Here is a 25,117-nt window from a genome sequence, read left to right on the forward strand (position 1 = left end):
GGCGCACTGCCGCAATACCAACCGTTAAACCACGCTTACGGCAAATTCCTGAAGACGCGTAGAGATATCTTCGTGCGACACGTAACAGTCGAACTTTGCAGAACCCTCGGGCCATCGTTCATAGAACTTCCGTGGGGCGATTAGCACTGTTTCGAAGTCGGAGTAGTCGCCGTACTTCGGATTTCCGGCCATCCGTCGCGCTCGCCCGGCGTACAGGTCGGGCTGGTCAGGTGTGAACGTACCCGACGCTAGCTTGTTCTCTATATGAAGCGCAAACCTCGTCAAATCCGGTTTGCGAAAGACAACAAGAATATCTGTCTCGCTCTCGACCCGCCGAAATCCCTTGGCACCGGTTCGCGGGTCCTGGGTCGGAATCGACATCCTGCACCAAGGATGGTCGGATCGAGACCAATCGTAGAGGGCTTCGATTCGGTGATTTTGCTCATCCCACCTATCCCTTCTTCTTATTCTATGAATCCGCACAGATGCCAGATTGGCAGCCGTCATCAATGGTCGAGAACAGGTCGTCAAGGCGAAAAGGCTCGCCGTATTTCGCAAACGCTTTGCGCAGCTTCCCTTTCTGTCGATTCCGGTCCCCGACTCGATTGATCCCGTTCATCGGTCGTGGGTCTCAACTCCTACCTTCGGCTCTTTTGTACATCGCCACACGATAAGCATAACAATCGCGTTCGCTGCCCTCATAGCGCCCACGAATGACCCGCATGTCAGCGCCGATCTCCAATTCAATCTTGCACTTCTTCACGACATTTCTCGTTATTTTCGCTCGTAATGTCTCGTCGTATGTCGCTGTGGTACCTACCTGTTCGTTGACCTCCCATAGAACCACGCGATGTCCAACGATTTCCCTGTCGGATGTCGGATACCCCAAGGCATCAATAGCATAGTCGATGGACTTGCCAACCATTCGATGTATGCCGCCCGCTGTTGTCTGTGGCGGAGGGGTAGCGCAGCCAGCCATCATTGAAGCAAGCACCAGCCCAATTCCAATTACACGACGCGTCATTCCCGTCCTCTCGACCTAAGCGCAAAGCCGGTATAACGGTCGCAGATTCGTAGTCTTTAATCGGTTCGCCTTCGTCCGGAGGTGCGACCCTTTCGCAAACGTTAAACAGTCGAGATCGTGTCGTCCGATTGCTGAGACTGCGACGGTCGGTGTCTGCGGCTCTTCGAACATAAGGTCCGTGGCAACCCCTTTCACATCCCATGTTGGATTGTTACTCTCCGTCGTCGAGAAGCCAACAACAAGGAAAATAAGATGGAGCGTGATCTCTTCCACCACTTCGCCGATGAAATTTGCCGCGCTGGCGCTGACGGGATCAATGCGCTTCAATTCAGTCTAGGGCAAGCCGGGTTCTGCGAGCTTCGATACATACCGTTCGAATATGTGAACTGCGATGCAAAACTTGTCATAGTTGGTATCACTCCGGGGAATACACAGCTTGCGCTCGCGTATGGCAAGGCGCAGGAGCTTCTGAGGCAGGGGCACCCCATCGACGTGATACTCCGCGAAGTCAAGAAGGTCGGCGCGTTCGGCGGACCTTCAATGCGGCCCAACCTGCTGAAAATGCTACGGCACTTCCGGTTCGAAAAATTGCTAGGAATCTCGGATGTTGAATCGCTGTGGGGATCAGATGCCGATCTGCTTCACTCGACATCTGTCGTACCGCACGCCGCCTTTAAGAACGGGAAGATGTTCGCAGGAAGCTTCGACGAAGTCATCAAGTCACCACTTCTTCGCGAATGTTTCCGCGACTGCTTCTTACCGTCAGTCGAGGAGATGCAATCCGAGGCACTATTTGTCGGCCTCGGTCCATGTCCCGAAGCCGCACTGGAATGGTGTGTGCAGCAAGGCGTCGTTCGCCGCGACCAAGTCTTGGGATCGTTCTGCCATCCGTCCAATTCTGGCGGCAGCACAACGCGCTATTACCTTCGTGAAGTGGCGAAGCACGAACTGGATGCCAACGATCCGGTCCATAACAGGACCGGGTGGCTGGACCGCGCGTATGAGCGGATGCACACGTCGACGACTTCCCGTCTCGGAGGAACTGCCCCTACAGTCATAGTTCGCCACGAAGCACCGGTGACGCAGAAGTCCGGCGCAGCCCCGTTGGCAAAGGTGACGCCCGTAGCCCGGAAGGGTCGTGGTACTGCCAAGCTAGGGGCAACCTCTGACGGCGTTGCCGTCATCCTCGCCGAGGTCCGAAAAGCCGGATACAGGCAAACGAAGGAGACGACGAAATTAGCAGAGTTCGAGGCCCCCTGCGGTCAGATCGTCTACGTCGTGAAGACAACATCGAGGATAAACCGCATCAACGTGATGGTGCATCCCTCTCTGAAACGGGAAACGATGATCGCTTTGCCCGGAGTAGCATCAGTCAGCGATGAATATCGGTTCCACTCGAACATGACGCAGTTTCCAAAGCGAATCAACGGCGGCATCACTGAGATCGCGCATGGATGGCAGGTGTCACTGGATAACCGACAATACACCCGAAGGTATCGACCCGATCCGGCAGCCGACTATCGCAGCAAGGTTGGTCGCCGCCGCATCTTGATCTTTTAGACTTAGCGCGACATGCTCCCGGAAGATTGCCTTCACATCAAGGCAGTCCGCGTCGACGCTTCGCAGGAATAGCTTCTGAGCTTTCTCGCAAATCAACCTGCGACTTTCTTCGACAGCACGCACGTTCCCGCGAAGCATCTCGGTCACTTCTACGCCGTACCGTACCCCTGGTCCTTCGACAAGAATGTCAGGTTCCTCCCCTGTTGCATCGATGGTTCCAGTCGGCCAGCAAGTCACCAACCCTTGCGCACGTTCGAAGTAGAACGACTCTGCGCGCTTTCTGCGTTGGCCTTTAGTAGGAGTCGTGTCGTCAGTTTTCGCGGATTTGACCCGAGCCAAGGCGGTATCAGAACTTGCCTGAATTTCGATGATAAGGGGCGGTGCAAGTGCGCACTGCTTCGAGGACGGTAGCAGGGCAGCAGCCCACGTCAGTGACTGCCGCATCTACGGGAAATCGCATCGAGATTCCCGTCCTTTACGCGATCTGCACCTTGCCCGAGTCGCCCTTACTTGGACGGATCGATTGTTCCGGGCTTGCCGGTGTAGGGGTTCACGTTCCCTCTTGAGGACCAGTTGTCGTACTTGGTGTCGTTGGGATTCGTTTGGTGATGTCCCGCGACGTACGTACCATTGCTACGCGTGTATCCGCTGACGTAGTGTTCACCGGTCCCGCTCGAATGGTAACTGCTGTGTCCACCACCGAAGCCGCCACCACGCGCGAACGCGGCGCATGAAATCAGACACAGGCAACAGACAACAATCGATTTGCTTTTCATGGTAATTCCCCCGAGGTCATGTGATTTTTGTTGGCGACACCGTACCAGACGCTGCCGACGCATTGGGATTCTATATCCTCACAGAGGACATCTTACCTAGCGAAGATACGGATTAAGACTACGGTTTGAGCGAAGGCAGTCGCCAATCAGATAGCGTACCGATGGCATCATTCCAACACCACCCCGATTTCTCACGAAATCTGATGCCCCTCGCAAACGTTCATCCTCGGACGCAACTACGACGAGGATAAACTTTGCTCCTCCGCTGCCGATATAGAACGGTGAGAGTGAATGATTTCATAAGTGCAACTTTTCGGAGATACGGGTCGATGATAAGAATAGCTATGGCGGCAATGGTGATCTCAATGACTTCGGCCACCGCTGTGGCTCAGGGCGCATATGAGGGACAGATCGACGGGGAATTTCACGGATGGGAGGGAGAAACCGTCTATAAACTCATGGATGGACATATCATTCAGCAAGCTGATTACCATTACCACTATCACTACGCCTATTCACCGAAAGTCATTATCTTTGGTTCGAAGTCCGGGGGCTACAAGATGCAAGTACAAGGCGACGACGACCAGCCGATACGCATCAGCGTACTGAAGTAGGATCGGCGGAGTCGGCCGACCTATAAGCATGTGCCGCTTACCGTAAAGAGAAGGCCCCCATCGGTCAAATAGTTCCGTTTGATTGGCGCGCGCTTGAAGTGGCCGTCCGTACCCTTCCTATCCTTCCGGCAACACCTTTGGAGACGCGGAATACATGCCCTACATCGTTTACGGACTTTTTACGGTCGCCGAAGCGGGGAAGCGGGAATACTTCTACGTTGGTAAGACAAGGAGAGCGGTAGAAATCCGCGTGCGCGAGCACGTTTATTCCACTCTCCGAGCGCAACAAGACGTATACGCGTTCTTACGAAAATTGGACGCCGCTGACACGATGTGGGACTGGATAACGCTCCGGGAATGCAATGAGGGTGAGCACGCGCCCGATGCCGAACGAATCGAAGTGATCCGTCTACTGCGTGAAGGCCACGATCTTCGCAACATGCGGTATGGCGATGCACACCACCGAGATGAGTTAGTGCGCCAACGAGACACCTTGTGGATCAGAGATGTACAAGACATCGCAATTGACCGATCTATCAAGGAAGCACTGAAGCGCAAGCGTAAGAGCAGGAATCTTCAACGAAGGGAGTTGAGCCGAATGTTGCGCACGGAAGGGATTGCGAATGTCCGCGAATGCCGTTTACTGTCGAAAGTGATCCGGGACCGATTGACCGTAAGCGGCCAGCGAACCCGTCTTGACGGGCGAAGGGCTACGCGACAGACGTGAGAGGCTGCCAGTTATGAGGCAGCAAAGATGCGATATCGCACGCTTTGTGGGCCGGCAAGCGTGTCAGGATGTCTTTCAGATACGCGTGGGGTTCGTGCCCGTTCAGTTGCGCTGAGCGAATGAGGCTCATGATCACAGCCCCACGTTGGCCTGCGCGAAGCGACCCCGCAAACAACCAATTGGTCCTGCCGATGGCCCATGGGCGTATTTGATTTTCGACCCAATTGTTGTCGATTGGTACGTGCCCGTCATCGAGGTAGCGCGTCAGCGCCTCCCAGCGCTTCAGGCTGTAATCCAAAGCCTTCGCAATGGCCGATCCGTCAGAAACGAGTTTCCGCTGTGTGACAAGCCATTCATAGAGCGCGTCGCACACGGGCTTGGCTCGGCTTTTACGAAGTTGGCGTCGAGCTTCGACATCCAAGGTCGCGGCATCGCGCTCGATGTCATAGAGCTCGGTGAAGAACGGTAGCGCCTGCTCAGCAAGCTGGCTGCTGTGATTGGCGTGCAGTTCGAAGAATTTGCGCCTCGCGTGAGCTGCGCAGCCGATTTCGGTGATGCCCTGAAGAAATGAGGCCTTGTAACCGCCGTAGTCATCACACACCAGCTTGCCACGCCAGCCGTCTAAGAACGTACGGGCATGCTCTCCAGCTCGGCTGCCCGCGAAGTCGTACACCACCGCGCGAAGGTGACTGAATTGCGTGGACGTATATGCCCACAGATAAGCCCGATGCGTCTTCCCCTTGCCGGGGCTGAGCATCTGCACCGGCGTTTCGTCGGCGTGCAACACGCCTTGCTGCAAGATCTCTCGACGAAGGGCGTCGACCAGTGGCTGCAACTGCGCGCCACATGTGCCCACCCACGCTCCCAGCGTGGATCTCGGTATCGCCAGGCCCGCCCGAGCAAAGATCTGCTCCTGACGGTACAGCGGCAAGTGATCTGCGAATTTGTTGACCAGTACCGACGCTAGAAGTCCGGTGGTTGGGATGCCCTTGTCGATGACGTGCGCGGGCACGGGTGCCTGGATTAGCGTCTCACAGTGGCGACATACCCATTTACCGCGAATGTGTCGCTCCACCTTGAACACGCCCGGCGCGTAATCTAACTTCTCGCTGATGTCTTCGCCGATACGAACACGTTCGCATCCGCATTGGCACACCGTGTTGTCCGGTTCGTGACGGATGTCGACACGCGGCAACTGCGGCGGCAAGGGTGCGCGCTTGGACGGTTCGTGTTGGCGCTTGCGTGAAGGCTCGAGCTCTTCGAGCTCTATCTCAATGGCAGCCAGGTCGCCATCAATCGCCTCGTCAAGCAGGCTCATTTGCTCGCTGTTGAGCTGTTCGCTGCGCCGGCCAAACTGCTGGCGCCTGAGCACGGAGATCTCGTGAGTCAGTTGGTCGATGCGAGTTTGTCGGTAATGCAGCTCCCGTTCTAGCTCACCGAGCTCTCGCCGTTTCTCCGTTACCTCCAGATCCTTGGCGTGGACCTCGGCGAGCAGTTGCGCTGCGAGGGCGCGCAACTGCTCTGGATTGAGGTCGTCGAGGTCGGCCGGCGGGTTCATGCAGACCAGTCTGCCAGAACCCCGCAAACGCGAGAAGCAGAACTGTATACGTCGCCCTTAACGCGTCAGATTATGCGTATCACGCCATCTTGGCCGATGCGCTGCCACGGCAGCCCGAGCACCAAGCCCGCCAGTTGCTCGTGCGTGAGCAACTGCTGCTTGGGTTCGCTGCCAGCGTGCGGCCAGACGAACCGCCCCTCGTTCAGCCGGCGCGCTGCCAACCAGATGCCGATGCCATCGTGGACGAGAACCTTCAGTCGGTTGGCGCGGCGGTTGGTGAACAGATAGGCGTGGTGCGGATGCGCGGCGCCGAACACCTTCACCACGCGCCCCAACGCCGTGTCGAAGCCGGCCCGCATGTCCAGCGGATCGACTGCTAGCCAGATCTCGTCGACACGAATCACCGCAGCCACTCGCGCAGCCACGTCGCGCATTGCGCGGCTTCGGAGACCGGCCAGCTCACGGTTATCGACTGACTGCCCCGGCGAACTTCGACACGGATCTCCGTCGAGGCTACCTCCTTTACTCCCATAGCAACAGGGACGAACGCTGGTAGGGGTGTCGATTGAGCTTCTGCCGGGCCTTCAGACAAACGCTTTGGAAGTTTGCCTTCTGCCTGATCAAGCCAGCGGCGCAATAGATTCGCGTTGAGCCGATGTTCCAGCGCCACGGCCGACACTGACACGCCGGTGCCTTGGCAAGCGGCGACAACGCGCGCCTTGAATTCTTCGGTGTAGCGCCGACGACGGCGACGCGTCGGCAACGCCTCTTCTTCGATAGTGTTCACGTGTCCGCTTATTCGCTTTAGTGGACACGATACTCCCAACTGTTTCAGCTACATTCAAGGTGAGTTGCCGAGCCGCTTACGATTGACCTACCGACATCTCGATATGAGTGTGGAACGTGGCGTATCGCTTGGCGAACTAATTCGTCAAGCCCGCAAATTCAGTGCTCTCGATTCGTTGAGAGAAAAATTGATCTCCTCCCGCCTCAGTTGACCTAGAAGGGGACTGTAGCGGGAAGTCAGCAGCGTTACTGATGGTGACACTCGCTCCGAAGGCGGTGGTCCTCATCGAGCCTTGGTCTTGCAGGCACCGTCGTCTGGCCCAACCCCGCCCCGCTCGCCGCCTTAGCAGCTATCGCTGGCCGTTTTTCCTCAGTCCGTTCAACAAAGATTGGGCGACGTTGAACCCTCGCAAATGTTGCAACCATCGCGAAGGAACTCCGTCGATGCCGAATCTGATCCCCGCTAATCCGCACGCAACCGCAGCGGTTGTGTCCGTATCGTTACCAAAGCTGATTGCTGCCTTGGCAACATCTTCGAACGTCGCTTCACGCAGTGCTGACCGTGCCGAGAAGAGGCTGTCAACTACGTACCCGGTACCGCGAGGCTGTTCCGATCTGCCGAATTCACGAAGCGTCTCAATCTCAGCTATGAATGCCCCACGTTCATTCGCCTTCGGCCAATCAGCATAGATGGTCCGCAAACGCTCATCTGCGACCGGCCAAGGGTCGTTTTCACTTGCCAGATAGCCGCGCGCGACAAGACAGTACATCGCACAGGCAACCTGCGAACGCGGATGACCGTGAGTCGGCAGTGAACTTAGATGCGCAGCAAGGACCAGTTCTTCGTCGGAACCGCGATGCCAAAGCGCCAAGGGCAGAACGCGCATCAATGATCCGTTTCCGTTGTCCCACCCGTCGGTACCGCCTGACTCTCGGGCAGGAACGCCATCGCGCAAACGAGAAAGTGCTTCGGCAGTCTGGATGCCAATGTCGAAGACATGTCCGTCTACGGCCATGTAGCCGTCGCCCTCCCACCGTAGAAGCCTGTCCGCGAAATCGACAAGCGAGAAGCGACCACATCCTTGAAGGCTTGCAAGCAGCGCCAATGCTTGTGCGCCATCGTCGCTCCACGTTCCGGTAGGAATGCCGGAGTGTGCGCGGCGGAATCCGGGCGGCGGCGTCATCTCAAGGAGTTCCCGTTGGGGAACGTCCTCAGGCCCGTGAAATTCGTATGGCACGCCCAGAGCGTCGCCGACCAGCAGGCCCACGATACCGCCCACACGTCGGTCGCGGCAGGCTTGAAACGACATGAAGTCAGAACCTTGCGCCATGAATTCTCCTTGGGATTTTTTTGCAACCGCCGGGTTCGATTAGTACAAGTCGTTGGCGATATGTTGGTGGTACAGGTCGGCAACACCACGATCGGGGATACAGGTCGGCACACCACCGGTGACATAGGGCGGCAGTACCACCTGTAACACGTCGGCGGTACCAGCACCGGTGACACAGGTCGGCAACACTACCGGCGACACAGATCGGTAACATCACAGGTGACACAGGTCGGCAACACTACCGGTGACACAGATCGGTAACATCACAGGTGACACAGGTCGGCAGCGCCACTAGTGACGTAGGTCGGCACTACCTCGGTAACGCGTCGGCAGTACTGCCGGTGGTAACACAACACCGCCGGTGGTAACACGTCGGGTACTCCCGCGCGATCACTGCTGGGCCGTCACAGTACTCCGTACCCGCATGATCGTTTGTCTACTGGTTTGCATCTCGCGTGCGATTTGTGCAACCGGAAGACCAGCGTTCAGCCGTTCGACTACAGTGGCGCGCTGCGCTTCCGTAAGGGCCGAGGGTCGTCCGAAGACTTTCCCTTGTGCCTTCGCCCGTCGAAGACCCGATTGGGTCCGCTCGATGAGAAGGTCGCGTTCGAACTCGGCAACCGCGTTTATGACCTGCATTGTCATCCGACCAGCCGGGCTTGTGAGGTCCACGCCGCCAAGCGCCAAGCAGTGAACCCGGACGCCGATTGCGTAGAGTCGCTCAACGGTCGCACGTACATCCATCGCGTTGCGCCCAAGTCTGTCCAGCTTCGTAACGATCAGCACATCGCCTTCTTCTAGCTTGTCGAGGAGCTTGGCGAAGCCTTTACGTTCTACCGCCGCGACAGACCCGGATACCGTCTCGGTGATGATCCGCTGCTTCACTACTGAGAATCCTGCCGCCTCGATTTCTTTTACTTGATTGTCGGTAGTTTGGTCGGCGGTAGATACCCGGCAGTAACCGAAGAGTCGTGTCATCTACACCTCAACATGTCCGAAAAGGGAGTCCGAATATTACTACCTGTACGGAAGGTTTACAAGCCTACTTTTGAACATATTGATTCGGGATGTACGTCAGTGCTCGATTTCGGACATCTTGGCTGTCCAAGGAGGAGGCTTTCGATACGAATACAGACGCCTGAGCTATCAACTTCCTTTCGCATCCAGCAAGACTATCTACTGTGCTAGTTACGCTGACCCTCTTTCGCAGGAGACTGTCATGGCGTCGCAAAGCAGCTGGAAGCGGTCACAAAGATAGCCATCTTTTCTTACACTCTCGCTTCCTCTTGCGAGAGCAGACGATTGCAGTGCGATTCTAGAACAAGGTATTCGCAATACCTACCAGAGTACTAGGACAGGCGATCTACGTTCTGCGCTGACCAATGGTTTCTGCTCAAATAGCTTACAAACGGCACAAGATAACAGCGGCGGCGGGCGGAAACTTGGGTTCCCAGTAGACGGTATTCCGGTCGAACTTGGTGGATCGTATAACCAAGGGAGCGCGAATAGCTTCAAGACAAACGCATGCGGCAACGTTGCCAATTCAATGAGCGATTCTAACTACATCAATCTTTTACAACTAGTTGCCGATCCCAACATCGTCGATGCTTGGAGTGTGTGCAAGCAGAAGGACGGCGGCTTTTACATCGATGGCAAACTAAACGGAAGCACCCTAATTCTTTCACTACGTTTTCGAAATGTTGGAAATGTAGCCAGTACGATACTGACCAGCGATCTCGTTGTAACCGGCGCCAGCTGCGAACCAATGTTATGGCATAAAGGGGATATTATTGATGGTAGTAAGCAATTTCAGCAATGTAAGCGCTTTGGAAGACGCAATTACTGTGACCGCAAATTCACAATTCAATGGCGCCATGTTTTACATTCCCGCGATTTCGCATTTAAAATTAATAGGTGATTCTATTAGACCCCCTGCGCCCAATCCGGGACCAGGGAGCGGGCCCGGACAAACTGTGGTAGTAAAGGTCTGCATGGTGGATGCTTCGGTCTTAGGAATGCGCTGTCCGGCAAATGAAGCGTCGCCTGACGGCGGATTTTGCTCTTGCAATCTTCAACCTGGCATGCCACCAGTTGCTGGAAGAATACAATCAGTAGGAATTCCGCGCGTATTGCCCTTTCCGGGCGGCCCAGCACAAGCGGGTGCCTTACCTATCCCCGCGCCACGGTGACTGTGAGGAACGCCCGACCCTCGCAACGCGGGCACCGTTCTCTGAAAATCGTCACGCCTTGCTCGCACCACACCAGTGTGATTGTCGTGTCGCGTTGGGAACAAACCCCTAAAGGACGCTCACTGCCGTGCCGTTACCCCATTGGTGGGCTGCCAACAGCCTGTTCAATGCACGATAGGCCTACGGGGGAAACCGGAAACGGGAATTTCTTGAGGCGGCCTTCAGTTTTTTCGCCATTGTGCGTTTCTTGGAACCCACATTCGCCTTCCATATGAATAACGAGTGAGGCACACTACGCGTGCTTTTTGAGCTCGTAACGGGCGGGGCCAATCGCAACAAAAAAACGGATAAGGGCAACAAATGAGTGGGCTGAGATTCACGCTTTCCTATGAGGGCGCAGACGCGGATCAACACGCGATCGACCTCTACGATGTGTCCCAAGCGTTGATTGGCTTTCAACGTTCTCTGGCGCTGACCACTCATTTGCTCTTGAACGGGGAGATCATTACGCAGGCACCCTCTTTGCGGGGTGCCCGCATTTATGCCGAACCGGCCGCTCCCGGAAGCTGGAAAATGACCGCAGTCGTTGCGATGCTCGGCGCAGGAATGTTTAAGTTGGGGACGCTTGAGAACAACAGCCCAATTGGGCATTTGATGTTCTCCCTCTACGACTACGTCATTTCAGAGAGCCTTGGAGTACACGTTGACTATAACAAGTCGCTCGGCACACTATTCGATGAGGCAAAAGCGAAGAAGGCTGAACTTCCCTCGGTGAAGGAACATCAGGCGGATGCGCTCATTGAAAAAGCCCACCGAGCAATCATCGAGATGCATCGTCCAATCGTGAAGACGGAGACGGCAACACACGCTCTTCTCACTGGAGGAGCTACCGAGACCGGACGCCCGTTGAAGGTGAAGCTTTCGATGGAAACGTTCGAGTACATTCAGGAAACTATTTCGGCTGATACGCCAGAAATGTTTGAGGGCCGCGTTTCCAGTTACAATTCCAACACTTTCAAAGGTCGAATTTATATCGCCCGTTATGGACGACCAATCGCATTTGAACTCGCGCCCACCGCCAGATCACCGCGGAACGTCCAGCTAGTGGCCACAAGTCTGTTTCACAGCGCGCTGAAGCAATATAACGAGAAGGGATGCAAGATTCATGTACTGGCGCTCCAAAATAGTAGCAAATCAGGAACGCTCAAATCGCTAACGATTACTCAATTGAACGACAGTCCGTTGAAGTAAAGGCCGCTACGATTCTCGGGCAGTTGCCCCTCGATACCAATCAACCTTTTTCGGACAGCATCTGTCCCGCAGTTCAGCGAATCTTTTGCAAGTAGAATGAGGTGGCGACGCGGTGAGTTGTTCTCAACACATGACAAGTGCGCAATCGTAAGCCTTCTTTTAAGGGGATGCCATGGGCGACGACGTTCCGAAGTCCGCAACCGCGGTTGCTGCACTGTCTATTGGATCGCGACTTGATTTAACAGGCGAGCAAGTACGAGTCCACCCCGTAACCCGTGAACTTACCCCTGACGTGCAGTCAGGCATCGGCAGAATCGTATCGTTATGGGCTTACGAAGAATGGTTGCTTACTGGCATTGCACTTCGCCTTATGAATTCGGGGAGGAAACAGGGCCGGAAGGACCTGAGTGGCCGCGCCGACGACGCGTTGCAAGCGATAAAGTGTGCTTATACGCTCGCCAAGGAGCGTGAACCACAACTTCTTTCGGAAATCGAGCAGCAGGTTTCCGATTTGGCCGACTTGAGAAATACTGTCGGCCACGGCATTTGGGTCCATGATCAAAACACCGGAAGATTGTCGCTCCAACGCGTTTCGGGTGTTGCGGTGATCGATGGGAACGTGGTGATGCGGAAGGACACGCCAGAGGCCGTCGATGCGACATCAGAATGGTTTGAGCATGGATGCGAGCGGATCATCGCGTGCATCAGAATGACGGAAGAATTCGCGGAGGTCGTCGAGGGTCTAATAGCCTCGAAAGGATAATCCCTCCCTTCTGTGACCAACTGGCTGTAAGCAGCCTCAAGGCAACCGTTCCGGTCGATCGTTGAAGGCGGCGATGAAGGAGATACAGGAGATGATTTCGACTAGACTGCATTAGCTATTAGAGTCACCGAATCTATCTTCTGAAGAACCTAGTTTTATCTCCTATATCTCCTACATCTCCTACATCTCCCTCTACGACCCGCCGACCACTCGCCAAGTACGTCCGTTCTTGTTATCGCTGACGACCTTCAGTGCCAGTCCATCGCAGATGCGATCACGACGGTACTTCAGCAGCTTTCCGATTCCAGAGGTCGAGAGTTTCGGATTTGCTGATACAGAAAGTACGGCTTCGTGCAGCTTCGTGTCGCTTGCATCGAGCGACGGCGATGCGCGGTTGCACACAGAAAAGATTTCGTTCGCTGTGAAAGGACGCGTGCCGAAGGACGCCTGCAATGCACACAGCAGATCGCGCAGTCCGTCACGCTCAGGGTCTTCGGACTGATTCTGCCTCAGCAAGTCCATCACATCGCCGAACTCGTTGGGTTTGAGTACTTGCCCGGCACAAACGACCGTCTGGCGCACCAGTTTGTCCCAATCTTCGAAAGAAGCAACGCGCCCTACCTCTGGCTTGAACCCCGAAGAAGACAAACAGAACCGGATCAACGTCAACGCGGCAACTATCATTTTGATGCGATGCTGTTGGCAGTAGATCAGCGGATCAACATCGAAGGAACGTCCGAACGGACTTTCAATGTTCGCGTCGATGCGACAGCAGACCACGCGTCTTGCCATATCGCCTGCGAGTACCATGTTGTTGCCCGTCAGCAGGACGACGGCGTTGTTAGGAACGCTCGGGACCTCAGACTTTGACAGGATGCGGTCCTTGAACGTCGATGTCGTGAGCATGCTTGCCATCGCTGGACTATCGAATGTGCCGACGATGTTATCCAACAAGATTGCCCTTTCACCAGACAGCAGCGCAGCGAACAGACGCTTGCGCATCTCGGCGTCGTCATAAACAGGCGGATAAAGCTCGGGGCTGATACCTGTTGTCAGCACCGCGACGCACTGTGCAAGCAAGGTCTTTCCGCTGCCTTGCGTGGGCGCGTCGTAACCGAACGCTGGAACAGTCGGCACCGCTGGACGAATAGCTGCGGTCAACAAGGCTGCGAGATGCGCCGAACGGGCGAGTTGGTCCACAAAGGGAAACCGGCGGAATGGATACCACAGCGTTTCCAGCGCCTTGCGTGCTTGATCTTCGGTTGGCGACACCGGAACGGCGATCTCGAATTCCTGATCCACTTCGAGAAGCAGTCCGGTCTTAACATCGTAGCCCGGTTCGATCAGCAGACTGCCATCGGGACGCAATGTTGGCGCAAAGATCACTGCATTCAGACGCTTGAAGTTACGCGGAACGCCCGGCGACAGGACCATCTTCAACAACTTGTCCGTAGGCTCTTCGAGAACCTCGAACTGCCGCTCGTTTCTAGTCTCAACACGATAGAACTGCACGACACCACCGAGCCAATAACGCAGCGAATTGTCGTTCAAGCTCACCGGCTTTCCGTCGATGACCCTCACCACTGAGTTTCCGAATTCGAAGATTTCGGGGTGTCTGCGCATGACGTTCAACACGTCATCGACCATTTCGCGTTCGCGGCCTTTGCGCTTCTCGATCTTGACCGTCTTGTTGCACAGACCAAAGTTGACGCCACCGTGCGCAAAACTAAACAGGTTCTGGCGTCCAGACAGGAACAGCTTACCGACCGGTCTTCCGCCGTCGTAATCGGGTTCCAGCGGGTCAAGTGTCTGCATTCCGTCGTATCGTTGCGGATCGAACAGCACTTCGCCGACGGTCACTGTCTGTTGATCGCCTTCATCATTGACGACGGTGATGAGCCAGTCGGCCATAAGCTGTTTGCGTTGCAGATCGACAGCAAAATCAATCATGCGCGTGACCGTGTCGGAAGACAACGCCGGATTCGACTTCGCGTACTGCTCGATGCGTGCGCTACGCCACTCTTCGCGTGCCTTCGCAGTCGAGGTTGCCACGGCGACCTTCGCAGCAGCTTTGCACTTGTTGGCAGCGGCCACGATCTCGGGTGTCGCCGTCGGAATTGCAGTCCGGCTATCGACCATGCGTTTAGCGGCCTTCTGAATATACGGAACGCGTCGCTGTTCCAACGGGGCTTGGCAATCCGCACCACCGGCGAAATCGATGCGATTCGTCTGCCATACTGTCGCGTCGAAGACACCACGTTCCAGCAGCGAACCACTAGATGACACGTCGAAGTGGCCGTGACCAGCCGCCCACAGGTGAACCAACAGTTGCTGACCGGCGCGCGGAATATCAGTCGCATCTTCGACGATGAAGTAGATGCGCTGCCCCTTGGTTCCTACAACGCGTTCGCAGGTTTCACGGTTGTAGATTTCCGACGACGTGCTTGGCATCCACAGGGCATCGCATTCAGCCAGTGCGGGGCAGGCGCGATGAAGGATAGAAAATAGATCGTCGCGGGTTAGCGGTTCAACATTGCCCTTCGGAGCATCGTAGTCGAGCATTAGGATGCCGGGTCCATCGGGCCAACAGAAAGCCGATGTTGTACGCGGTACAGCGTCTTCGGGACGACCGGCACTTTCCCATGCCGACTGTGTCATCAACTTCACTGCAGCGTCGGGCGGAATCCCATAGATGCAGCATTGCCTTGGCGTCAAACGTCGAAGCATCTCGGCAAACTGTTCGATGGAATCGAGATCGAGGCTGTAAAGTTCGCCGACGGAGACATTGCCGTGCGTCTGCTTTCTAAGATCGCCTTCGGCAGGGCAATGTCCCGGGCGTAGTTGAAGGTTGAAGGCGGCGGTTCCCCGTTGGAAATCCGAGAGAATCGGGTTTCGACGACCAACTTCCCGGACAGGGAACCAAGGAGAACCGCCAAATGAAGCGTACCAAGAAGAAGCCCCAAAGCGCCAGCGCGCCGTTGCACGTGGTGCCCAAGCAGGACCCGGAAGGACTGCGTGCCTGTTTTGCCGAGAACAGTCAGCTCCTGTTGCCCATGCTCGATCTGATTCAGAACACCCGCGCGAGCATCGACGAGTTGATGCACGAAGCCGGCCGTAGCCTTGTCGAGCAACTGCTGGTGATCTCGGCGACGGAAGTCGCCGGCGAGAAGCATCCGGGCCGCAGAGGCGGCGAGATCCGCTGGCACGGCTCGCAGCAAGGCCAGATTGTGATGGACGAACGCAAGTTGAACGTGAAGCGGCCGCGCCTTCGGCGTCGTGGCGGCGGCGAAGTGCCGGTCCCCGCCTACGAGCAATTGAACGAGAATCCGCGGCTCGCCGAGCGCGTGCACGAGATCATGGTCACGGGCGTGTCGACGCGCAAATATGCCAAGGTCCTGCCCGAGATGGCCGGCACCGTTGGCATCTCCAAGAGCAGCGTCTCGCGCGAGTTCATCAAGGCCAGCCAGACGGCGCTCACCGAGCTGATGGGGCGGCGCTTCGATGACAAGGACTTTCTGGCGATCTACCTTGACGGCATCATCGTCGACTCACGTCACATCATCGCCGCTATCGGCGTGGACAGCCCCGGCGAGAAACACCTCCTGGGTCTCGCGAGCGGGTCGAGTGAGAACGCCCAGGTCGTCAGGATCTGTTGCGCGGACTGATCGAGCGCGGCGTGCCTGCGGATCGCGAATACCTGTTCGTGATCGATGGTTCCAAAGCGCTGCGCTCGGCCATCGAGGAGTTCTTCGGCGAACGCGCCCACGTGCAGCGCTGCCGTGTGCACAAGCAGCGCAACGTCCTCGAGCGCCTGCCCAAGGAGAGCGTTTCGCAAACCGCCGCGATCATGAAGGCCGCCTACAAGTTGTCGACCGACGATGGCATCGCCAAGCTCAAGACGCACGCGGCGTGGCTCAAGGCCGACTATCCGGACGCCTCGGCCGCACTGCTCGAGGGGCTGGAGGAAACTTTCACGGTGAACAAGCTGGGCCTGACGCCGGCGCTCATGCGCGGGCTGTCGACGACCAACATCATCGAGAATCCCAACGGCGCGGTGCGCCGTGTCGCGGGGCGCGTGAAGCGCTATCGCGACGCCGACATGGCGTTGCGCTGGACAGCCGCGGGCTTCCTGGAAGCTGAGAAGCACTTCCGAAAAATCCTCGGCGTGAATGAACTCTGGATTCTCGCTGCGGCCTTGAAACGGTCACGCTCGAAATCAATTGACCATGATCGGAAGGTTGCCTAACCTATGCCGCACCCGCCGTCCCAACCTTCAACTGTCTTCGGGACATCGCCTTCGGCAGACAAGGAGAATGATTTAGTTACAGGGACAGGCGACAATACAACAGTCATGCTGGCTTGCGGCAACAGGTTCATTTGCGGCTGCAATTCGACATCTGGAACACCAGCGATGCTGTCCGGCAGCACCTTTGCGGTTGATGCGTCTTCGGCGAATGCCGAGAAGATTTCATTTTCTTGGAACTCGACGTGCGCCGGTTCCGTATTGGTATGTTGTTGTTGGTACATGGAAGAGATTGTCCCGCGCAGATTTATGCGAGGCCACACGATCAACCCATGACCGACGGCAGGGCTCATTTCTTCGCCAATGAAGTACCAGTCGGAGGATCGATCTTCGGGTTGGATTTCGCCTGCCACCGCAAGTTCGCATGAACAGGTGCGAACATCACGCGTGCGACATACAACGCGTGGCTTCGGCAACAAGCAGCCAGACAATTCATATAGATGCGGTGAGTAATATAAATCACCGCTTAGGCGGGCTATCGGCGAATCGCGAGATACCCTTCACTTGGCACTCACTGCGATGATGCTCAATTAGTGACATCACCACTGCAAGAAACGACATTATGCCATATTTTGTCGATTTCGACAACACAAACCTTGACGCCAGGCATCGATTGTGATCGCGCGCTAACACTTTGATGGCAATACAAAGATCGGCTTGACAAGAGTAAGAACAGCATCCTTGGTCTAACCAAGACAGGTTATCAGTGGATACTGGACCGACCGTTGCCCTCCTCAACGGTGCAGGCCGGTGATTTTGGTGAGCATCCGTGTGAGCACAACGGTGGCGGCCCACTGGTAACAATGGAAACGCGGCCAAACCCAGAGAAAACAGTCATCGCGTTGACAGTATCCCGGACTGCTCTGGCCCGCCTACGGTCACTCGATCACAGTCACACCGTCACGATCACGAAGCGCATCACCTGGCAACTGTCACTAGAGCAACAGTCACCCACATCATTGACGCGCCGCCATTGGTCGTTACAGAGCAACATTCCTCAATGGTGTGTGGCCCGCGACGGCTGCCGACCACTTTAAACACAGTCGGCGTCTCCCATTCGAGACACCGACCATTGCACATCAATCGGGCGGTCAATGCGTCTGGCGCATCGGTCGGCTCCACCAATGTGTCATTGGTGCCCCCGGCTCCTGAATGTCAAGAGGGGGCAATGAATTCACGATCTTCATGGTTTCCAGACCGAACTGTCCCAACCGTGAAAGGATTCTAAGGACGCGTGGATTGTCTCCATCACCTCCGTCGCTCGGTCCTGCATTGCTTGCAAACCTCGGGAAAAGACGGCATCATGAACGGTTAAGGCCAATATTAAGAACAACTGCTGTGGACGTTTCCGTTAACTCGAACAACACGCCCCCTCCTGCGCTTGATGACGCTCTTGTCATGCGTCTTTTCGGCGAAGCCGGTCTTAAATACCTGCAGAATAAACACCGTGGCGGGACGAATGGCAAGAAGGGCACTCGTTACGAGGACCAGTTTGCCGCGTTCAAAATTGCCGAAATACTCGCTGAACACGTCGAGCACCCGGAGCCACTTCCGGTCATCGAGGAACAGGCCTTCGGGTTTGTTGACGATCTAGCCATAGCTTCGCAGCGCGCCACTAAATATTACCAATGTAAGAATTCCGATTCCGTGAGCTGGACGGGCGGCGATCACCCGATCGAAACGGACTTCAAGTCTCAGGTAGACCTGGCAAGCGCCCTGCAGAAGCCTGCCCCGGCGGTGCAACTCGTCGTCGCCGATTCGGACCTGGCCGCGAAGTTGGGTGGCAAGATTCCTGCTCAGATCAGCGAGCATTCATCGGTCGAATTTTTTCCATTTTTTGGAAGTGTCAATCAGTTGGTCCTTTCACATCCACCGTTAAGGGAAAAACTGGCGGCTCTTACCCGCGTCGAGAATCCGAAGGACGACGAACTCGAAGCTACATTCAGCGCCCTGTTGCTGGCGTGGGTTCGAGTATTGGGGGGTAGCTCGGTAGAAGAAATTGTTCAGTCAGCTCGGAAGCAGTCACCTCAGTTGTTGCGGGTGTTCCCCCTCACAGATGGTGTTGAATTCTTGCAGCAGGCTTTTAAAGACGCCCTTGCTCGGATACCTGGCCTCAGCTACAGTGTCAAGAGGGGGTTTTTCAGTTGGAATGCCGACGGGGTTTCAGTGACATTGGAACGCGACTGTGCTAGCGAAGAGTTCGGTCGTTTCCAGCAGCGAGTTATCAACGCAAAGCCGAACGACATTGACGCTTTCTGGGACCTGATGCCATGAGCAGAACGTACACAAAATTCGCGATTCAAGACGCAGAAGCGCGCTCACTTGTAGACGCGATTGCTTCTTCGGACCTTGGCGTCGCAGAGTACCGCGAACAAATGCGCTTGCTTGGGATGCATCTGGGCACAGGCGTCTTGGAAACGCTTCGACCGGAGACGGAACACGACATTTGCGTGGTTTGCACCGTCGAAGACGCTGACTTCCTCGCACGCGGCCTCATTGAATCTCTCGCCGAGCGAGGATTGGGAGAGCGCACTCGTCTTTTATGCCTGTGGAATGGGAAAGTTAGAGAGGATGGTATTTCCATTTCGCCAGTTCTTAGGCAATACAAAGAGACGTTCAACCCTTCCGGGACAATCTTTATTGTCGTCAAGTCGATTATTTCCGGTGCTTGTGTAGTTAAAACGAACCTTACTCGCGCCCTTTCATCCGGCAATCCCAGTGCTGTCTTTGTCGCAGCACCCGTAATGTTGGAAGGCGCAGAGGGGCGACTGTCGGCGGAATTTCCGAAACAAATCTCGGAGAGATTCCAATACGTCTGGTTCGCAACTGACGACGAGAAGGACGGTGAAAACGTGTTGCCTGGCATTGGCGGGTCGGTGTATGAGCGGCTGGGCCTTGGCGGTGAAGCCCAGAAGAACCGACACATGCCAGCAATTGTCAAGGAGCGGCGTTCCAAATACGCTGATCATGCGGTTGTTGCTTAGATCAACCAGGTTCAAAAAAAAGCCCGCTGACAGCGGGCTTTTTTTTGGAAGTAAAGCCATTAAAGAAGATCATGCTGCCGAGGCCGAAGCCGGTTCGACACTTCACGACCCGTGCATCTGAGCATCAAGCTACGGTGTTAGAGAGTCGCCGCTAGAAAACTCAGTCACTAGCGTCGGCGTCTCCCATTCGAGACACCGACCCTTGCACATTAATCAGACTGTCAATGCGTCCGGCGCATCGGTCGGCTCCACCAATGTATCATTGGTGCCCCCCGGCTGCTGAATGTCAAGAGGGGGCAGGGAACTCACGATCTTCATCGTTTCCAGACTCACCGTCACAACACGCTGAAACAGTTCCAGAGGGTAGCGCGGGTTGTTCATCGTCTCGACGGCGTAATCGTTCGCATCGTTGACGATCCCGCTGTCCTTATCCGTCTTCACACACTGTCGCTCAACGACCCAATCCAGCGCCGGTTTGCCATTGACTACATATTCATACGCTTCAACCGGAATACCTTTCACCGTGATCTTGGCGTTGTAGATCAAGGTCGTAAGGTCCTTGTCCTTTCCATTCTTACCGTACTTCATCTTCTCAACGCGGTAGTCCGCGTCGGTCAGCAGCAGTCCGCCGCCCTCGATCTGCAATGAATACTTCTCGACCGTCTCGTAGTTGACGTGCAAGTCGGCCAACTTGCGGCCCGCGTTTGAGAAGGCCCAGAAGTCGGCAGCAGTCTTCACACACGGGATGCGCGGCAACTCCTTCGAAAGATTGTCGGAATAGCGTTCCCGATAGTCCCTCGAATGAAAAAGGCCATAGACGTAATAGAACACATCTTCCTTGGCAAGCGTTTCCGAAGGATAAGCCGCGCGGAAGTGGGCCAGACCGTCGTCTGTCAACGCATCTCGTCGTTCAAAAACGCACCCGTTCCCGCCCTGTATGGTCGCATCTTCCTCAAACAACGGTTCCTGCCGATTCTCGTCATCTGACGTTCCATCAATGTGCGCGGATCGATAAAGATACAGCGGGAAACATTGGCCTTTTTCTATGTTGTCAAGACAAGGAATCGAATCGACCATCAGTGCTGAAAAATTCCTTGAACCGACGCCTGAAACGCAGATCAGCCGGTTCTCAGCACTCCCTTCTGGGAAAATGCTCGCCATCTGGTAACGCCGTTCGTTTAGGCGTTGATCGAAATACATCCACTGCCGCATGAACGGACGATATATGCTTTGTCTCAGCGCGCTGCCATCAAACTGGCATGCCAAGAAGTTTTCTAGACTCCGCTTTAACGTTGAATTCCAGCTTATCCTCGTAAGATCAACTTTGGCAAAGTCGTTCACGTCCGGCCTCTGATCCTTCGGAAGGCCGGCGCACGCATCTCTATAACGGTGCACCTCTTCATTATAGAACGCTATCAGACGATTTATATTTTGAAGAATGCCGGAACGAGAGGCGTTGTAACACCAGACATCTCGGCCGGAAGCGACCCCGAGGGAGAAATTCTCGAATAGTTTCGCTTGATCCCCTTTTTTGTCGCCCAAAACGATGTATTGACCGAACGAACCATCGCGGCGACTGAGCCAATCGCCATATTCATCGGGTTCGATGTCAGTCCAAAGGTTCCTTTCGGTGATGCCTTCGACACTGCCAAACTCAGCAATGCGCGCTAGTTTCTCTTCGCGGGTTAGATAATCACCGATGTCATGGAACCGAATACGACCGTGCTGCTTCGCTTGCGGATTCTTGATCAACACGGAAATCGCTATTGGTGCACGGCTACCGCTTCCGAAGATTTTCCCACCCTCTTTTCTTGAAAGCTCCCCAGCTGTCCGTTGATTTCCGCGAAGATGAAACACGTAAATATCGGAAAACTCTTCCGCGAGGCATTTTCGAAGACCCGTGGCGTTGTTGGATTCTAAGAAGCCACCGCTTGTGACGAATCCGATGATCCCATTGTCCCCGACACGATCCGACGCCCATCGAATCGCTCGAATATAGCTGTCGTAGAGTTTTTGCACCGATGATGAAGTCGTTGCCCCCGCGACATATGTTTCTGCGATGCGACGATCCAATCCCGGATATGGGACGTTTTGGTTATTATCGTTCGCGCTGGTTTGTCCCGCAGAATATGGAGGATTTCCGATGATAACTCGAATATCGAGCTTCTTTTGACGCTTCCGACGCGCACTGTTTTGCGCCAGCAGCGTATCCACCATGTCCTCCTTTTCGTACATCTGGAACGTATCGCTGAGACAAATGCCTTCGAACGGCTGATATTCGCCACCGACGGTGCCGTGATACACGGCTTCAATATTCACCGCCGCAATGTAGTACGCCAGCAGCACGATCTCGTTTGCGTGAATTTCGTGCTTGTACTTGTGCGCCAGTTCTTCCGGCTTTATTAGTCCGCTTTGCAACAGCCGCGTCACGAACGTACCCGTACCGACAAACGGGTCGATGATATGCACGCCCTCACTTCCCAAAGTCTGGCCAAATTCGGCTTGCAAGACGTGGGCGACGCTGTGAATGATGAAGTCCACGACTTCAACCGGCGTATAAACAATTCCTAGTTTGTCCCGGAGAAGCGGAAACGCCTTCGCGAAGAAGTTGTTATAAAGCTCAACGACAATCTTCTGCTTGCCAGCCGCATTGTCGATGCCTTCGGCTCGCATCTTAACGCTTTCATAGAACCGATCCAGCGTGTCGGCTTCCTTGTCGAGTCGGTGCTCCTGCAAGGCGTCCAGCACATCCTGCATGGCAATCGACATCGGGTTGTGCTTCGCGAAGCTGTAATCTTCAAACAACGCGTCAAACACTGGCTTGGTAATGAGATGCTGCGCCAGCATCTCGATGATCTCAACATCCGTGATGCTGCCGTTCAAATCGTCCCGCAGTTCGGCGGCGAACGAATCAAACGCCTGACGTTCCTTCGCGTTGTCTGGGTTCTCAATGATCCCTGCAATGCGATCGATATGCGTCCGTGCGATCTTGGCGATGTCATTGGCCCAATCTTCCCAATGGTGCCGATTTCCCACCTTCTGGACCAGTTTGGCGTAGATTGCCTTCTCGATCTCGCCGATCTCAAATTCCAGTTCCGACTGCGCGGGCGCGGTTTCCTTCTTTACGGTCTTGCCGAGATCGAACTTGCCCTTCCCAAGTTTCTTCGTCGACTTGCCCTTCTGCTTCTTCTGAACCTTGTCGGTGATGGCGACCACTTCCATCTTGCTGGTGTCTTTGCCGATCAAGTCGAGCTTGTTCACCATCGCGTCGAACTTGTCGTCATGCGACCGCAAGGCTTGTAGCACCTGCCAGACCACCTTATAAGTCTGATTGTCGTTCAAGGCTTCGTGCGGTTCAACACCAGCCGGAATCACTACCGGAAGGATCACGTACCCGCGCTTTTTACCCGGCGCATTGCGCATGACACGTCCGACCGATTGCACGACATCGACCTGCGAACTGCGGGGTGTGAGGAAGAGTACAGCGTCAAGCGCAGGAACATCTACGCCTTCGGATAGGCAACGCACATTGCTGAGAATCCGGCAGGTATTTTCGGACGCGTCGGCCTTGAGCCAAGCGAGCTTCGCCTCTTTCTGACTGGCGTTCATGCTGCCGTCAACGTGTTTGGCTTCACACACCAACCGCGCCGCCTGCTCAAACTCCTCAGTCGCTTCGGCTTCTTGATACGCTTCCACGACTTCTTGGAACATTCCAGCAATCTGCTTCGAACTGACCTTGTGTGTCTTCGCTCCTTTCGACACTTCGATGACTTGACAAAAGGCCACGGCACGTTTCATCGGATCGCTGTCGCCTGCCAAGTCTTCGGTCAATCCCTGCTTCGAAAGCGCCTTCCAGCAGCCGACGATTCGAGCAGCGTCGTCTACCTTCAATTGATTGTCATTGTCTTTCAGCAAACCTTGCAGACGCCTGTTTACGTGCGTCTCTTCAACCGCCAGCACGATCACTTTGTAATCGACCAGCAGCCCACGCTTGACAGCTTCTGAGAAGGTGATGACAAATAGTTCATCGCCATATTCTTTCTTATTCATGCCGTAGAGACGCGCTTTCTTCTCTTCCGCTTGAGCCTCAGCGATGTCGCTGTAGATGCGCGGCGTCGCCGTCATGTAAAGGCGTTTGGCGGCGCGGATGTAATCGCCGTCATGGACCCGAACGAACGCGCTCTCGTCATCGTCGCCGAACGTCGCTCCCGTCGTCCGGTGTGCCTCATCGCAGACGATCAAGTCGAAGTCGGCCATCTCACCGTCCTTCTGGGCGCGACTAATGACCTCAATCGAGTGATAGGTACTGAAAACCACACTCATGTGGGCCGTGTCATGGCGCTTCTTCATTTCAGCGGCGAGCTTTGCAGAACTCGTCGTCGCCGGGTATTGCAGTTCGTGCACGTAGGTCTGGATCGAGTCATCTTCCTTCTCGCCCTTCTTCTTGCCAACGTCGGTGTCAGAGCAAACGGCGAAGCTGTGAAGCGGTGTCTCGCTTTCCTGCGTCCATTCCGTCAGCGTCTGCGACAACAAGGAAAGACTAGGGACTAAGAAGAGGACTCGCTTACCAGCGCCCGCCAACTTCTCCGCAATCTTGAGGCTGGTGAAGGTCTTACCCGTACCGCACGCCATTATGAGTTTGCCCCGGTCCGCGTCTGCCAGACCGTGTTCGACCGCGTTCAACGCTGCGACTTGATGCTCCCGCAACCGCTTCTTCGGTTTGATGACCGGCGCAATCTTCGGCTGATACTTGCTCCAATCGATCTGGCTGCTTTCGAGAGCGGCCAAGTCGATTTTCGTCACAGGCGTCTGCTGATCGAACAGCGCGTCCTCTGCGTGGTGACTCCAAGGGGCGCTGGTGGTGGCGACGATAATCCGATGACTGAAGGGTTTCTTCCCCGAAGCCGTGAAGAAGCTGTCAATGTCGGACTTCTGAACCTTGTAGTCCGCCGCATATAGCTTGCACTGGATAGCGTGCACCTCGCCAGTCGCCGTCTTCGCGACCAAGTCGATGCCAGCGTCTTGCTTGCTGAGACCTTGCGACGCCGCCCAATCCGCGTAGGACCATACGTCGCTGTACAGGTCTCGGTAGGTGGCCTCATTGCGAAGGTAGCAGAGGATCAACTCCTCGAAATACGTGCCCTTCTCTTTTTCGGATGCGGCTGCTTTGCGGAAGGAATCGAGGAGAAGTTCGAGAGCGGTCATTTTTGCTTGTTTCGTGGCATTGGCGGATGCGGGTGTCATATTATGC

The 25,117-nt window shown here is 55.4% G+C and carries 17 protein-coding genes and 1 pseudogene; 9 read left to right on the top strand and 9 right to left on the bottom strand.

Annotation, left to right across the window (positions count from 1 at the left end):
- Positions 1–631: 631 nt before the first annotated feature.
- Positions 632–1,024: a hypothetical protein gene (locus tag LY284_RS12720; RefSeq protein WP_233386499.1), complete on the bottom strand. Its 393-nt coding sequence runs from the start codon at positions 1,022–1,024 to the stop codon at positions 632–634.
- A gap of 252 nt (positions 1,025–1,276) precedes the next feature.
- On the opposite strand from LY284_RS12720, the gene LY284_RS12725 reads away from it, so the two are divergent.
- The 3 genes from LY284_RS12725 to LY284_RS12735 all read left to right on the top strand — a co-directional run bounded on the left by LY284_RS12725 (position 1,277) and on the right by LY284_RS12735 (position 4,701).
- Positions 1,277–2,584, top strand: a complete 1,308-nt coding sequence (locus tag LY284_RS12725; RefSeq protein WP_233386501.1) for a hypothetical protein — start codon at positions 1,277–1,279, stop codon at positions 2,582–2,584.
- A 1,141-nt stretch (positions 2,585–3,725) separates the two neighbouring features.
- A complete protein-coding gene (locus LY284_RS12730; protein ID WP_233386503.1) occupies positions 3,726–3,974 on the top strand; it encodes a hypothetical protein in 249 nt (82 codons plus the stop codon).
- Between the two features lie 154 nt (positions 3,975–4,128).
- Positions 4,129–4,701, top strand: coding sequence for a hypothetical protein (locus tag LY284_RS12735; protein ID WP_233386506.1), 573 nt, complete (start codon positions 4,129–4,131; stop codon positions 4,699–4,701).
- Here the strand turns inward: LY284_RS12735 and LY284_RS12740 are convergent.
- The 5 genes from LY284_RS12740 to LY284_RS12760 all read right to left on the bottom strand — a co-directional run bounded on the left by LY284_RS12740 (position 4,685) and on the right by LY284_RS12760 (position 9,354).
- The gene (locus tag LY284_RS12740) at positions 4,685–6,259 is read right to left on the bottom strand and encodes an IS66 family transposase (RefSeq protein WP_233386516.1); all 1,575 of its coding nucleotides are present in this window, start codon (positions 6,257–6,259) and stop codon (positions 4,685–4,687) included. The genes LY284_RS12735 and LY284_RS12740 overlap by 17 nt on opposite strands.
- A gap of 65 nt (positions 6,260–6,324) precedes the next feature.
- A complete protein-coding gene (tnpB, locus tag LY284_RS12745) occupies positions 6,325–6,693 on the bottom strand; it encodes an IS66 family insertion sequence element accessory protein TnpB (RefSeq protein WP_014194149.1) in 369 nt (122 codons plus the stop codon).
- Complete coding sequence (locus LY284_RS12750) at positions 6,660–7,046, bottom strand: transposase (protein WP_014194150.1); 387 nt, start codon at positions 7,044–7,046, stop codon at positions 6,660–6,662. The genes tnpB and LY284_RS12750 overlap by 34 nt, the downstream gene beginning before the upstream one ends.
- A gap of 349 nt (positions 7,047–7,395) precedes the next feature.
- Positions 7,396–8,376 (bottom strand): ADP-ribosylglycohydrolase family protein, encoded by a 981-nt coding sequence (locus LY284_RS12755; RefSeq protein ID WP_233386534.1) that lies wholly within the window; start codon positions 8,374–8,376, stop codon positions 7,396–7,398.
- A 390-nt stretch (positions 8,377–8,766) separates the two neighbouring features.
- Complete coding sequence (locus LY284_RS12760; RefSeq protein WP_233386535.1) at positions 8,767–9,354, bottom strand: recombinase family protein; 588 nt, start codon at positions 9,352–9,354, stop codon at positions 8,767–8,769.
- Between the two features lie 568 nt (positions 9,355–9,922).
- Here LY284_RS12760 and LY284_RS12765 point away from each other — a divergent pair.
- From LY284_RS12765 to LY284_RS12775, 3 genes are all read left to right on the top strand, one after another.
- Complete coding sequence (locus LY284_RS12765) at positions 9,923–10,294, top strand: hypothetical protein (RefSeq protein WP_233386537.1); 372 nt, start codon at positions 9,923–9,925, stop codon at positions 10,292–10,294.
- A gap of 631 nt (positions 10,295–10,925) precedes the next feature.
- Positions 10,926–11,816: a hypothetical protein gene (locus LY284_RS12770; RefSeq protein ID WP_233386539.1), complete on the top strand. Its 891-nt coding sequence runs from the start codon at positions 10,926–10,928 to the stop codon at positions 11,814–11,816.
- Between the two features lie 172 nt (positions 11,817–11,988).
- The gene (locus LY284_RS12775) at positions 11,989–12,579 is read left to right on the top strand and encodes a hypothetical protein (protein ID WP_233386547.1); all 591 of its coding nucleotides are present in this window, start codon (positions 11,989–11,991) and stop codon (positions 12,577–12,579) included.
- Between the two features lie 192 nt (positions 12,580–12,771).
- On the opposite strand, the gene LY284_RS12780 is transcribed toward LY284_RS12775, so the two are convergent.
- Positions 12,772–15,141 carry a hypothetical protein gene (locus LY284_RS12780; RefSeq protein WP_233386550.1) on the bottom strand — a complete coding sequence of 790 codons (2,370 nt, stop codon included), beginning with the start codon at positions 15,139–15,141 and terminating at the stop codon, positions 12,772–12,774.
- Positions 15,142–15,515: 374 nt separating this feature from the next.
- On the opposite strand from LY284_RS12780, the pseudogene LY284_RS12785 reads away from it, so the two are divergent.
- Positions 15,516–16,825 (top strand): annotated as a pseudogene (locus LY284_RS12785) (IS256 family transposase).
- Here the strand turns inward: LY284_RS12785 and LY284_RS12790 are convergent.
- A complete protein-coding gene (locus LY284_RS12790) occupies positions 16,822–17,235 on the bottom strand; it encodes a hypothetical protein (protein WP_233386569.1) in 414 nt (137 codons plus the stop codon). The pseudogene LY284_RS12785 and the gene LY284_RS12790 sit on opposite strands and share 4 nt — an antisense overlap.
- Positions 17,236–18,220: 985 nt before the next feature.
- Between LY284_RS12790 and LY284_RS12795 the strand changes: the two genes are divergently transcribed.
- Positions 18,221–19,156: a hypothetical protein gene (locus LY284_RS12795; RefSeq protein ID WP_233386571.1), complete on the top strand. Its 936-nt coding sequence runs from the start codon at positions 18,221–18,223 to the stop codon at positions 19,154–19,156.
- Positions 19,153–19,866, top strand: a complete 714-nt coding sequence (locus LY284_RS12800; protein ID WP_233386574.1) for a hypothetical protein — start codon at positions 19,153–19,155, stop codon at positions 19,864–19,866. Before LY284_RS12795 ends, LY284_RS12800 begins: the two co-directional genes overlap by 4 nt.
- A gap of 213 nt (positions 19,867–20,079) precedes the next feature.
- Here LY284_RS12800 and LY284_RS12805 read toward each other — a convergent pair whose 3' ends face one another.
- The gene (locus LY284_RS12805; protein WP_233386575.1) at positions 20,080–25,071 is read right to left on the bottom strand and encodes a type ISP restriction/modification enzyme; all 4,992 of its coding nucleotides are present in this window, start codon (positions 25,069–25,071) and stop codon (positions 20,080–20,082) included.
- Positions 25,072–25,117: the final 46 nt, after the last annotated feature.

This window comes from Caballeronia sp. PC1, from assembly GCF_021353155.1.
GTDB lineage: Bacteria > Pseudomonadota > Gammaproteobacteria > Burkholderiales > Burkholderiaceae > Caballeronia > Caballeronia cordobensis.

Excerpts from the sequence above, each read along its gene's own strand:
- LY284_RS12725 (WP_233386501.1), top strand. The coding sequence starts at position 1,277 with ATGGAGCGTGATCTCTTCCACCACTTCGCCGATGAAATTTGCCGCGCT.
- LY284_RS12760 (WP_233386535.1), bottom strand. The coding sequence starts at position 9,354 with ATGACACGACTCTTCGGTTACTGCCGGGTATCTACCGCCGACCAAACT.
- LY284_RS12800 (WP_233386574.1), top strand. The coding sequence starts at position 19,153 with ATGAGCAGAACGTACACAAAATTCGCGATTCAAGACGCAGAAGCGCGC.
- LY284_RS12740 (WP_233386516.1), bottom strand. The coding sequence starts at position 6,259 with ATGAACCCGCCGGCCGACCTCGACGACCTCAATCCAGAGCAGTTGCGC.
- LY284_RS12765 (WP_233386537.1), top strand. The coding sequence starts at position 9,923 with ATGAGCGATTCTAACTACATCAATCTTTTACAACTAGTTGCCGATCCC.
- LY284_RS12780 (WP_233386550.1), bottom strand. The coding sequence starts at position 15,141 with ATGCTCGACTACGATGCTCCGAAGGGCAATGTTGAACCGCTAACCCGC.
- LY284_RS12775 (WP_233386547.1), top strand. The coding sequence starts at position 11,989 with ATGGGCGACGACGTTCCGAAGTCCGCAACCGCGGTTGCTGCACTGTCT.
- LY284_RS12730 (WP_233386503.1), top strand. The coding sequence starts at position 3,726 with ATGACTTCGGCCACCGCTGTGGCTCAGGGCGCATATGAGGGACAGATC.
- tnpB (WP_014194149.1), bottom strand. The coding sequence starts at position 6,693 with ATGCGCGACGTGGCTGCGCGAGTGGCTGCGGTGATTCGTGTCGACGAG.
- LY284_RS12805 (WP_233386575.1), bottom strand. The coding sequence starts at position 25,071 with ATGACCGCTCTCGAACTTCTCCTCGATTCCTTCCGCAAAGCAGCCGCA.
- LY284_RS12735 (WP_233386506.1), top strand. The coding sequence starts at position 4,129 with ATGCCCTACATCGTTTACGGACTTTTTACGGTCGCCGAAGCGGGGAAG.
- LY284_RS12770 (WP_233386539.1), top strand. The coding sequence starts at position 10,926 with ATGAGTGGGCTGAGATTCACGCTTTCCTATGAGGGCGCAGACGCGGAT.
- LY284_RS12720 (WP_233386499.1), bottom strand. The coding sequence starts at position 1,024 with ATGACGCGTCGTGTAATTGGAATTGGGCTGGTGCTTGCTTCAATGATG.
- LY284_RS12755 (WP_233386534.1), bottom strand. The coding sequence starts at position 8,376 with ATGGCGCAAGGTTCTGACTTCATGTCGTTTCAAGCCTGCCGCGACCGA.